The sequence below is a fragment of the Pluralibacter gergoviae ATCC 33028 = NBRC 105706 genome (assembly GCF_001598855.1).
Taxonomy (GTDB): Bacteria; Pseudomonadota; Gammaproteobacteria; order Enterobacterales; family Enterobacteriaceae; genus Pluralibacter; species Pluralibacter gergoviae.
The window spans coordinates 39112-49989 of record NZ_BCZS01000029.1; the positions used below are offsets into that span (position 1 = coordinate 39112).

The 10878-nt window shown below is 61.2% G+C and carries 11 protein-coding genes; 2 read left to right on the forward strand and 9 right to left on the reverse strand.

All coding sequences use genetic code 11. From position 1 onward, the window contains the following. Positions 1-27: 27 nt before the first annotated feature. Complete coding sequence (gene recQ, locus ENGE1_RS21155; protein WP_170844024.1) at positions 28-1863, reverse strand: ATP-dependent DNA helicase RecQ; 1836 nt, start codon at positions 1861-1863, stop codon at positions 28-30. Between the two features lie 107 nt (positions 1864-1970). Next, a complete protein-coding gene (gene pldA, locus ENGE1_RS21160; protein ID WP_043081588.1) occupies positions 1971-2840 on the reverse strand; it encodes a phospholipase A in 870 nt (289 codons plus the stop codon). Between the two features lie 160 nt (positions 2841-3000). Between pldA and yigI the strand changes: the two genes are divergently transcribed. Beyond that, entirely contained in the window at positions 3001-3468 is a 468-nt protein-coding gene (yigI, locus tag ENGE1_RS21165; RefSeq protein ID WP_043081587.1) for an acyl-CoA thioesterase YigI, read from the forward strand. 51 nt (positions 3469-3519) lie between these two features. Continuing rightward, positions 3520-4413, forward strand: a complete 894-nt coding sequence (rarD, locus tag ENGE1_RS21170) for an EamA family transporter RarD (protein WP_043081586.1) — start codon at positions 3520-3522, stop codon at positions 4411-4413. Between the two features lie 44 nt (positions 4414-4457). Here the strand turns inward: rarD and corA are convergent, their stop codons facing one another. From corA to dapF, 7 genes are all read right to left on the reverse strand, one after another. Beyond that, entirely contained in the window at positions 4458-5408 is a 951-nt protein-coding gene (gene corA / locus ENGE1_RS21175; protein WP_043081585.1) for a magnesium/cobalt transporter CorA, read from the reverse strand. Between the two features lie 150 nt (positions 5409-5558). Further along, on the reverse strand, positions 5559-5615 hold the full coding sequence (gene ysgD, locus ENGE1_RS29515; protein ID WP_366509402.1) for a YsgD/CorL family protein: 57 nt from the start codon (positions 5613-5615) through the stop codon (positions 5559-5561). Between the two features lie 148 nt (positions 5616-5763). Further along, positions 5764-7926: a DNA helicase II gene (uvrD, locus tag ENGE1_RS21180; protein WP_064360681.1), complete on the reverse strand. Its 2163-nt coding sequence runs from the start codon at positions 7924-7926 to the stop codon at positions 5764-5766. Between the two features lie 78 nt (positions 7927-8004). Next, entirely contained in the window at positions 8005-8721 is a 717-nt protein-coding gene (gene yigB / locus ENGE1_RS21185) for a 5-amino-6-(5-phospho-D-ribitylamino)uracil phosphatase YigB (RefSeq protein ID WP_048254828.1), read from the reverse strand. Further along, positions 8721-9623 (reverse strand): tyrosine recombinase XerC, encoded by a 903-nt coding sequence (xerC, locus tag ENGE1_RS21190; protein ID WP_043081582.1) that lies wholly within the window; start codon positions 9621-9623, stop codon positions 8721-8723. Before xerC ends, yigB begins: the two co-directional genes overlap by 1 nt. Further along, on the reverse strand, positions 9620-10327 hold the full coding sequence (locus ENGE1_RS21195; RefSeq protein ID WP_043081581.1) for a DUF484 domain-containing protein: 708 nt from the start codon (positions 10325-10327) through the stop codon (positions 9620-9622). Before ENGE1_RS21195 ends, xerC begins: the two co-directional genes overlap by 4 nt. Continuing rightward, on the reverse strand, positions 10324-10878 hold a 555-nt coding region (gene dapF, locus ENGE1_RS21200; RefSeq protein WP_064360682.1), incomplete at its 5' end, for a diaminopimelate epimerase. The genes dapF and ENGE1_RS21195, both read right to left, overlap by 4 nt.

Consider the following 10878-nt stretch of genomic DNA (forward strand, 5'->3'; position numbering starts at 1 on the left):
CATCCTGGCACTTTTTTGCCGGGCTGACTACTCCTCGTCGTCGCCGTCCGCGTGGGCGCGGATCAGCGCCAGAAATTCCTGGCCGAAGCGCTCCAGCTTGCGCACGCCTACACCGTTGACGCTGAGCATCTCGCCGGGGCTGGTGGGGATCTGCTCGGCCATCTCAATCAGCGTCGCGTCATTGAACACCACGTAGGGCGGAATGTTCTCTTCATCGGCAATGGCTTTACGCAGCTTGCGCAGCTTGGCGAACAGCCGGCGGTCATAGTTGCCGCCGTAGGATTTCTGGCTGACTCTGGGCTTGAGGGCCTGCACGCGCGGCACCGCCAGCTGCAGGGGCACCTCGCCGCGCAGCACCGGCCGTGCGGCTTCGGTAAGCTGCAGCGCGGAGTGGCGGGCGATGTTCTGGGTGGCGAAGCCGAGGTGGATCAGTTGGCGAATCACGCTAACCCAGTGTTCGTGGCTCCGATCGCGGCCAATACCGTATACCGGCAGCTTGTCGTGGCCCATCTCGCGGATGCGCTGGTTGTTGGCGCCGCGCAGGACCTCCACCACGTAGCCCATGCCGAAGCGCTGGTTAACGCGGTAGATGGTGGAGAGCGCCTTGCGGGCCTCCTCCAGTGCATCGTACTGCCGCGGCGGATCGAGGCAGATATCGCAGTTGCCGCAGGGGGCCTGGCGCCCCTCGCCGAAATAGTTCAGCAGCACGAGGCGGCGGCAGGTCTGCGCCTCGGCAAAGGCGCCCATCGCGTTAAGCTTGTGGCGCTCGATATCCTGCAGCTGGCCCGGCGGCTTCTCCTCCAGGCAGCGCCGCAGCCACGCCATATCCGCCGGATCGTAAAACAGCATCGCCTCAGCGGGCAGGCCGTCGCGCCCGGCGCGGCCGGTCTCCTGATAGTAGGATTCGATATTGCGCGGGATGTCGAAGTGCACCACGAAGCGCACGTTGGGCTTGTTGATGCCCATGCCGAAGGCCACCGTGGCCACCACGATCTGCAGATCGTCGCGCTGGAATTTTTCCTGCACTTCGGCGCGGACGCTGTTCTCCAGCCCGGCGTGATAGGCGCCGGCGCTGATGCCCCGGCTCTGCAGGCGGGCGGCGGTGTCCTCCACCTTCGAGCGGCTGTTGCAGTAGATGATGCCGGATTTGCCGCGCTGGTCCTGCACGTAGCGCATCAGCTGGTCGAGCGGCTTGAACTTTTCCATCAGCATGTAGCGGATATTGGGCCGGTCGAAGCTGCTTATCTGGATCAGCGGATCGTGCAGGCCGAGCAGGCGCACGATGTCGCTGCGGGTCGCGTCATCGGCGGTGGCGGTCAGCGCCATAAACGGCACGGCGGGGAAGCGCTGGCGCAGCTGGCCGAGGGCGGCATATTCCGGGCGGAAATCGTGGCCCCACTGGGAGATACAGTGCGCCTCGTCCACCGCCACCATCGCCGGATTCCAGTGGCTGAGGTTGTCGAGGAAGTTATCGAGCATCAGGCGCTCGGGCGCGATGTAGAGCAGGCGCACTTTGCCGGTACGGCAGCCCGCCATCACCTCCTGCTGCTGCTCCCGGCTCTGGGTCGAGTTGAGGCAGGCCGCCGCCACGCCGTTGGCGAGCAGCTGGTCGACCTGGTCCTTCATCAGCGAAATCAGCGGTGAAACGACCACCGTCAGGCCGTCCATCACCAGCGCGGGGATCTGGTAGCACAGCGACTTGCCGCCGCCGGTGGGCATTACCACCAGGCAATCGCGGCCCTCCAGCACGGTCTCGATGATCGTTTCCTGACCGGGGCGGAACTGCTGGTAGCCGAACGTTTCCTGCAACACCTGCTTTGCCAGCGATACCTGATTCATTACTTCCGCCTGCGCCACGTTCACCCCTGCTGTAAATAAAAACAGGCGCTATTTTCAGCGCCTGAGAGCAAGAGTGCAATGTTTTCGGCAAATTCATTTGCCGGTTGTCGAGCGCGCTTCCAGAAAACCTGTCAGAACAGATCGTTAAGCATCACGCCCATGCCGACGCGGGTCTGGTTGAAATCGTAATCGATCAGCGACTCGCCGTAACCGCTATAGACCTGGGTGTAGAAGCGCACGTGTTTGGTGATCGGATAGCTCACGCCAAGCTCCGCGCCGCCGTAGCCGGTGTTCCAGTTGTACTGGCCTTTAGCACTGAGCACCGCTTCACCCAGCTGATAACCAATTTTCAGCTGATAGTAGCCCATATACTTGGTGATGTTCTTGTTATCACTGGTGTCGCCGATGACGTACCATGGCTTCACCTCCACCAGCCAGTTGCCGTTCTGCGCCATCAGGCGGGAATAGAGGCGGTTCCAGCTGCGGGAGGTCGGGTCAGAGCGGCCGTTGGACTGGTGGTTGTAGCCAAACTCGGCGTCGCGCAGGGTCCAGTCGCCGACGCTGTAGTCGGTGGCAAAGCCGAGGAACAGCTGCGGCTCGTAGTTAGTTTCGCGAAACGGCGCCGACTCGCCGGTGTTTGACAGCTGCCACCAGGATCGCTGCGTATAGGAGGCCCCGAGCAGCGAGTTGTCGCCCAGAATGCCGCGCCACAGCGGGAAGGCCAGACTCAGCTGGAATTTGACCTCATCCTTATTGGCATTATCAGACCAGTTGTAGCTCTCAATGGCCTTTTTATTCAGATCGCTGGTGTAGGTATAGAGTAAATAGTTGCTCTCATAAGGGTAGAGCGTAAAGGGGTTATCATGCTCCTGCAGCATGTTGGCGATGATGCTGCCGCGCACGGCCGGGGTATCATGCACCTTGTCTATTGTCGCTTCCTGCGCGCAGGCAAAAAAAGGCAGCGCGGCGGCAGCCAGTAACCAACCCGGACCGGTTCGCATCAATGGTGTTCTCCTGAACAAAAAAGTTTCAAATAATTAATTTTCTCGCTGGCATTTTACATAATCGGATAACAATTACGCAGTTAACCTTTCTGAAAAGTAGAAATGAACACTTCATCGGCATAAAATCAACATTTTATTAACCACCCGGATGTGTGCGATGTCTAAAGAGTTAACCGCTGAGGAAGCCCTGAAGCTGGTCGGCGAGATTTTTGTCTACCATATGCCGTTCAATCGCGCGCTGGGCCTGGAGCTTGAACGCTACGAAAAAGCCTTTGCCCAGCTCAGTTTCAATAACCAGCCAATGATGGTCGGCAACTGGGCACAGAGCATTCTCCACGGCGGGGTGATCGCCTCTGCGCTGGACGTTGCCGCCGGGCTGGTCTGCGTCGGCAGCACGCTGACCCGCCACGACACCATTAACGAAGATGAACTGCGCCAGCGTCTGTCGCGCATGGGCACCATTGACCTGCGGGTGGACTATCTGCGTCCGGGGCGCGGCAACCGCTTTACCTGCTCCAGCAGCCTGCTGCGGGCGGGCAATAAAGTGGCGGTCGCCAGGGTTGAGCTGCACAACGAAGAACAGGTCTATATCGCCAGCGCAACCGCTACCTACATGGTGGGTTGAGGCAGGCAAATCGGCTAGTATTGACTTACTTTCAGGCAATGGATTGAAGTAATGGATGCAAAACAGACGCGGCAGGGCGTGCTGCTCGCCCTCGCCGCTTATTTTATTTGGGGCATTGCGCCCGCCTATTTTAAATTTATCGATTACGTTCCGGCTGACGAAATTATTACCCACCGCATCATCTGGTCGTTCTTCTTTATGATTGTGCTGATCTCCGCCAGCCGCCAGTGGAGCGGCATCCGGCGGCTGTGCCAGACGCCGAAAAAGATCCTGCTGCTGGCGCTCACCGCGGTACTGGTCGGCGGCAACTGGCTGCTGTTTATCTGGGCGGTCAATAACCACCATATGCTGGAGGCAAGCCTCGGCTACTTTATTAACCCGCTGGTGAATATCGTGCTGGGGATGATTTTTCTCGGCGAGCGCTTTCGCCGCATGCAGTGGCTGGCGGTCTTTCTCGCCGTCTGCGGGGTACTGGTCCAGCTCTGGACGTTCGGATCGCTGCCGATTATCGGCCTCGGACTGGCCTTCAGCTTCGCCTTTTACGGCCTGCTGCGTAAAAAAATCGCCGTCGATGCCCAGACCGGGATGCTGTTCGAAACCCTGTGGCTGCTGCCGGTAGCGGCCATCTACCTGTTCGGCATTGCCGACAGCCCGACCAGCCACTTGGGCAATAATCCCTGGTCGCTGAACCTGCTGCTGATTGCCGCGGGTGTGGTCACCACGGTGCCGCTGCTGTGCTTCACCGGCGCGGCAACTAAGCTGCGCCTGTCAACGCTGGGCTTTTTCCAGTACATTGGCCCGACGCTGATGTTCCTGCTGGCGGTGCTGTTCTACGGCGAAGTACCCGGCCCGGATAAGATGGTCACCTTTGGCTTTATCTGGCTGGCGCTGGCGATTTTCGTTGCCGATGCGGTCTACACCGTGCGCCGCACGCCGAGGTTCTGAAGCGTGCTTTGCCGCCAGGCGCTGCGCATGGCGGCAAACCTTGTTTACAGCCAGTTCTTGCGCTTGAAGTAGAGATACGGCGCCAGCCCGGCGAGGATCATCACTACGATGGCCGCAGGATAGCCGAAGCTCAGGTGCAGTTCGGGCATAAACTCGAAGTTCATCCCGTAGCTGGAGGCCACCAGCGTCGGCGGCAGGAACACCACCGACACCACCGAGAAGATCTTGATGATTCGGTTCTGCTCGATGTTGATAAAGCCCATCGCCGCCTGCATCAGGAAGTTAACTTTCTGAAACAGCGATTCGTTGTGCGGCAGCAGGGATTCAATATCGCGCAGGATCTCGCGGGCCTGCTCCAGCTGGCCTACCGGCAGGCGCGCCTTGCGCACGAGGAAGTTCAGCGCGCGCTGGGTATCCATCAGACACAGGCGCACCTTCCAGCCGATATCCTCAAGCTCCGCCAGCTTTGACAGACCTTCGTCATATTCATCCCCCTGCTGACCTTCCATGATGACGCGGCTCAGGCGCTCCAGCGCGCTGTAGATGTTTTCGATCTCGTCCGCCAGCTGCTCAATTTTGGTTTCAAACAGATCCAGCAGCAGCTCGTAGGCATTGCCGTCCACCATCTCCTGGTTACGCGCGCGCATGCGGTAGAGGCGAAATGCCGGCAGTTCGCGCTCGCGCAGGGTAAACAGGCGACCTTCGCGGATGGTAAACGCCACGGTAGAGTTGCCGGCGTGATCCTCGGCGTCTTCGAAGAAGAAGAAGGAGTGAATGTGCAGGCCGTCTTCGTCTTCGAAGAAGCGGGCCGACGCCTCGATATCTTCAAGCTCTGGCCGCGTGGCCAGGTTCTGACCCAGCTCTGTCTGTACGCGGCTACGCTCCTCATCGTCCGGCTCAACGAGATCCACCCAGACGGAGCTGGCGAGATGCTCGATGTCGTCCGACTCAAGACGCGTTAAACGATTATTTTCCAGTTGAAATGCGCTCAGCATGACCGGGACTCCCAATGCAAAAATTTATTGGACAGTACGTTGGGCACACAGAAACAAATGGTGTTTCAGACCATTAAGCCTGACTCAGAAGCGACGGGGATAGAACGGGTCGCTGACAACCTCTAAGGCCATCAGCGGAAGGTGATAGCCTTAGGAGTTGTTCCTGGATTGCAGGAAGTTGAGCCAGCATCTACTGGGTGTGTCCAAGGTATCAGTCCTCTTAGCGTAATCGTGCGCGCATGTTACGCCAGCCTAAATGCAGCGTCAACACGCAGCGAAGCGCCAGTGGATATTTCTTGTCCTCTGGCCTTTAATACTAGCAGGTTATTGCAAAAATATTATATTTTTCTGTCGGTTATGCGATTTCGAGCCGCGCATAGGCGGCCACCAGCCATTTGATGCCCTGCCCCTGAAACGCCACCTGCAGGCGGCTGTGCTCGCCGCTGCCCTCCAGGTTGACGATAGTGCCTTCGCCAAATTTCGGGTGGCGCACACGCTGACCGAGCTTGTAGCCGGTGTCGTTTTCCGCCACCGGGGTCCCCATCCGCTGATGGTTTACCGGGCGGCTGACGGTGGCGCGCAGGCGCACCTCTTCGACGCAGGCCTCCGGCAGCTCGCCGATAAAGCGCGACGGACGGTGGTAGACCTCTTTACCGTACAGGCGGCGAGTCTCGGCGTAGGTCAGGGTCAGCTTCTGCATCGCGCGGGTGACGCCGACGTAGGCCAGGCGGCGCTCCTCCTCCAGGCGGCCGCCTTCATCCAGCGACATCTGGCTCGGGAACATGCCCTCTTCGACGCCGACGATAAATACCTGCGGAAACTCCAGCCCCTTCGCCGAGTGCAGGGTCATCAGCTGCACCGCATCCTGCCAGGTATCCGCCTGGCCTTCGCCCGCCTCCAGCGCGGCGTGGGAGAGGAACGCCTGCAGCGGCATCAGGTCTTCATCTTCTTCGTTGTAGCTGAACTGGCGGGTGGCCGTGACCAGCTCCTCTAAGTTCTCAATGCGGGTCTGGCCCTTCTCGCCCTTCTCCTGCTCGTACATCGCCCGCAGACCGGAGTCGTTAATCACCCGGTCGGTCTGGACGTGCAGCGGCATCTCGGCGGTCTCCTGCGCCAGAGCCTCAATCAGCTCCATAAAGCGCTGCAGCGCGCCCGCGGCGCGGCCGGCCAGCACTTTATCTTTCAGCAGCGCCCGGCACGCCTGCCACAGCGTCAGCTGACGGTCGCGGGAGGTCTGGCGCACCACGTCGAGAGTGCGGTCGCCGATACCGCGGGTCGGCGTATTGACGACGCGCTCAAAGGCAGCGTCGTCATTGCGGTTGGCGATCAGCCGCAGGTAGGAGAGCGCGTCTTTAATTTCCTGGCGCTCGAAGAAGCGCATCCCGCCGTAGATGCGGTAGGGCATGCTGGCCTGCAGCAGCGCCTCTTCCAGCACGCGGGACTGGGCGTTGCTGCGGTAAAGAATGGCGCACTGCTCCAGCGCCCCGCCGTTGTCCTGCCAGGTCTTGATGCGGTTAACCACGAAGCGGGCCTCATCAAGATCGTTAAAGGCGCAGTAGAGAGAGATAGGCTCCCCGTCGGCGCCGTCGGTCCACAGCTTTTTACCCAGACGGCCGCTGTTGTTTTCGATCAGGGCGTTGGCGGCGCTGAGGATATTGCTGGTCGAGCGGTAGTTCTGCTCCAGGCGAATAGTCTGCGCGCCGGGGAAATCCTTGAGGAAGCGCTGAATGTTTTCAACCTGCGCGCCGCGCCAGCCGTAAATGGACTGGTCGTCGTCGCCGACAATCATTACCTTACCGGTATCGCCCGCCAGCAGGCGGATCCAGGCGTACTGGATGTTGTTAGTATCCTGGAACTCGTCCACCAGAATGTTGGTAAAGCGCTCGCGGTAGTGCTGCAGGATGTGCGGCTTGTTGAGCCACAGTTCGTGGGCGCGCAGCAGCAGCTCGGCAAAGTCTACCAGGCCCGCGTGGTCGCAGGCCTCCTGGTAGGCCTGATACACATTCTGCCAGGTCTGCTCCACCGGGTTGCCGTAGCTCTGCACCTGGTGGGGGCGAATGCCTTCGTCCTTCTGGCCGTTGATGTACCACATTGCCTGGCGCGGCGGCCACTGCTTCTCGTCGAGGTTCATCGCTTTGATCAGGCGCTTGAGCAGCCGCATCTGATCTTCGCTGTCGAGGATCTGAAAATCCTGCGGCAGGTTAGCATCGAGGTGGTGGGCGCGCAGCAGGCGGTGCGCCAGCCCGTGGAAGGTGCCGACCCACATCCCGCCCTGGGTGGTGCCCATCAGCTGACCGATGCGGTGGCGCATCTCCGCCGCCGCTTTGTTGGTGAAGGTCACCGCCATAATCGAGTACGGCGAGCAGTTCTCCACCGTCATCAGCCACGCGATGCGGTGTACCAGCACGCGCGTCTTGCCGCTTCCCGCCCCGGCCAGCACCAGCATATTGGTACGATCCGCCGCCACGGCTTCGCGCTGTTTGTCATTAAGGCTGTCGAGAAGGTAAGAAACGTCCATGGGCACCGCCGGGTAGTAAGCAGCCCGCCGGGCGTTATCCGGCGAACATACTGGAAATTTATACAATACTGCTGGTGATTATATCAGCGCAGTGAGGGATGCCAACCGCGAAATTTCGATATGCGGCAGCAGGCGGGCGTCATCGGCCTGCATTAAGTCGGCCCCATAGGGGTTGATCCAGCAGGCCTGTACGCCACAGCGGATGGCGCCCGCCACATCGGTGGTCAGGTCGTCGCCGACGTGCAGGATCTCACCCAGCGGCAGATTCAGGCGCTCTGCGGCAAGGTGATACATATCGTGAAACGGCTTGGCGCGGCCGTCGGGGCCGGCGCGCAGCACGAAGCTGAAGTAGCCGTCGAGGCCGCACAGCGCCGGCTGCGCGTTGCCGTTGGTGATCGCCACCAGCGGCCACTTTTTGGCAAGCGCGGCCAGCGTGTCGTGGGTCTCCTGCGGCACGTCGATGGCGCTGCGCCATTTGGCGAAGTGCTCCATCGCCGCATCGGCCCCGGCCCGCGCCTCATCGGCGGAGAGACCGGCGTTGAGCATCCCCAGCTCCAGCGCCCGGCGGCGCCATTCGGTGACATCGTGATAAATGTCCGGCTCCGCCTGGCGCAGCGCCTGGCGAAGCTGCTGGAAATCGCTGCTCTCAAGGGCGCTCAGCGCCGGGTGGTAGCCGCGGATAAAGGCCAGCGACTCCTGCTCGGTGCGGCGGATCACCGGCCGGTTATCATAAAGGGTGTCGTCAAGGTCGAAGGTCAGTGCAGAGATGTGGCCGAGTGGACGATAGAAACGCATTATTTCCCCCGTTTAGCCCGCGGATGCGCTGCGTCGTACACCGAGGCGAGATGTTGAAAGTCGAGATGGGTATAGATTTGGGTGGTGGAGAGGTTGGCGTGGCCCAGCAGCTCCTGCACGCCGCGCAGATCGCCGCTCGACTCCAGCATGTGGGTGGCAAACGAGTGGCGCAGCTTGTGGGGATGGACGTGGCTGTTGAGGCCCTGCTTGATGCCCCATTCAGCGAAGCGCTTTTGCACGTTGCGCGCCGAAATGCGCTTGCCGAGCTTCGACAGAAACAGGGCGTCCTCTTCGGCGCCGAACAGGCCGCGCAGATCGAGCCAGTGCTCCAGCCACGCAACGGCGCTGCGGCCCACGGGCAGGCGGCGCTCTTTGCTGCCTTTGCCCATCACCCACACTTCGCCGGACTCCAGGTCGAGATGCTTAATATCGAGGTTCACCAGCTCGGACAGACGCAGACCGGCGCCGTACATCACTTCGAGCATTGCCCGGTCGCGCACCGCCAGCGGATCGTTAAGATCGATATCCAGCAGGCGGTTAACGTCATCGACATCGATATTTTTCGGCAGGTGGCGCGGCGCTTTTGGCGCGGAGACCGCCTTTGCCGGATTGGCCTGCAGTTCGCCCTGGCCCACCAGCCAGTCGAAAAAGCTGCGCAGGGCCGAAAGGCGCAGCGCCAGGCTTGCCGGGCCGAGCCCTTTGCGGCGGCTGCGCACGGCAAAGCCGCGCACGACGGCGGCATCGCACTGCTGCCAGCGCTGAATTTTCGCCTCGTCGGCAAGCGTGATGATGGCCTCAAGCTGGCGCCGGTAGTTGAGCAGCGTTATCGGGCTGAGCTGGCGCTCAACGCTCAGATAGCGCAGAAACCGTTCGGTGTCGCCGGCCAGCGGTGAGGGGGTCATGCGCGCGCTATCCAGCGCTCCAGCAAACCGGGGAGCAGCAGGGAGATCTCCTCCAGCAGGTGCGTCCCCTGGCCGGGCTGATAGTGATGTGCATCGCGGCTGCTGAACAGCACCACCCCGAGATCGCCGTCGCTGCCGAGCATCGACATCGCCACCGAGCCGATGGCTTTTGCCTCCGGCATCACCACCAGCAGCTCGGGGCCGTTCAGGGAGCCGAGATAGTGGCGCTTCTGGCCGAGGCGCTGAATGCGAATGGGCTCAAACGCCTGCCTTGCGAGGGCGAGCTGAGTGAATTTCGACGGTGCGCCAATGCGCCAGCGGTCGGCAAACAGCCGCACCGTGGCGCCCGCCAGGCCTAAATCCCGCGCCCAGCGGTGGAAGCGGTTGAGCAGATCGTCAAGGCTTTCCGCCGCCGCCAGCCGGGTCTGCAGCTGCAGCAGCCGGTAGAACAGCGCTTCGTTGGCGCTCGCCTGCTCCATTAGCAGAGAGATGTTCTCTTCGAGAACATTGATGTGGTTTCTGGCCCGCGCCATGTGCCACTCAACCAGCGACACGGTGCCGCGCACCGGATGCGGAACGCGCATCTGCTCGACGGCAGCGGCGTTGCGGATGAAGAATTCAGGATGTTGCAGCAGGTAGTCCACCACCGCGCGGTCGTCCAGCGCGGCGCTCTGCTCCTGCAGCTCTTCCCCTGTCTGTTTCATAAGTGAATAAATCCGTCGTAGACGTGTGCCGCCGGGCCGGTCATAAACAGCGGCTGGCCCGGACCTTTCCAGGCGATATCCAGCCGACCGCCCGGTAACTCCACGCGTACCTCTTCGCCGAGCAGCCCCTGCTGGATGCCGATCGCCACCGCCGCGCAGGCACCGCTGCCGCAGGCCTGGGTCTCCCCGGCGCCGCGCTCGTACACCCGCAGGCGGATATGATCCTGCTTCACCACCTGCATAAAGCCGATATTGGCGCGCTCCGGAAAGCGTTCGTGGCTCTCCAGCACCGGGCCTAATGTTTCCACCGCGGCGGTTGCCACGTCATCCACCTGGATGACGCAGTGCGGGTTGCCCATCGAGACGACGCCGCACAATACTGTCTGCTCCGCGGCGCGCATAATATAGGTCTTTTCCGCTTTGTTGGCGCGAAACGGCACCCGGGACGGTTCAAAATTGGGTTCGCCCATATTTACGCGCACCAGATCGTTGTCGGTCACGCTCAGCACCATGCGCCCGTTGGCGGTACTGACCCGGATATCCCGCTTGTT

Excerpts from the sequence above, each read along its gene's own strand:
- ENGE1_RS21195 (WP_043081581.1), bottom strand. The coding sequence starts at position 10,327 with ATGAAACAGACAGGGGAAGAGCTGCAGGAGCAGAGCGCCGCGCTGGAC.
- xerC (WP_043081582.1), bottom strand. The coding sequence starts at position 9,623 with ATGACCCCCTCACCGCTGGCCGGCGACACCGAACGGTTTCTGCGCTAT.
- uvrD (WP_064360681.1), bottom strand. The coding sequence starts at position 7,926 with ATGGACGTTTCTTACCTTCTCGACAGCCTTAATGACAAACAGCGCGAA.
- yigI (WP_043081587.1), top strand. The coding sequence starts at position 3,001 with ATGTCTAAAGAGTTAACCGCTGAGGAAGCCCTGAAGCTGGTCGGCGAG.
- rarD (WP_043081586.1), top strand. The coding sequence starts at position 3,520 with ATGGATGCAAAACAGACGCGGCAGGGCGTGCTGCTCGCCCTCGCCGCT.
- pldA (WP_043081588.1), bottom strand. The coding sequence starts at position 2,840 with ATGCGAACCGGTCCGGGTTGGTTACTGGCTGCCGCCGCGCTGCCTTTT.
- yigB (WP_048254828.1), bottom strand. The coding sequence starts at position 8,721 with ATGCGTTTCTATCGTCCACTCGGCCACATCTCTGCACTGACCTTCGAC.
- corA (WP_043081585.1), bottom strand. The coding sequence starts at position 5,408 with ATGCTGAGCGCATTTCAACTGGAAAATAATCGTTTAACGCGTCTTGAG.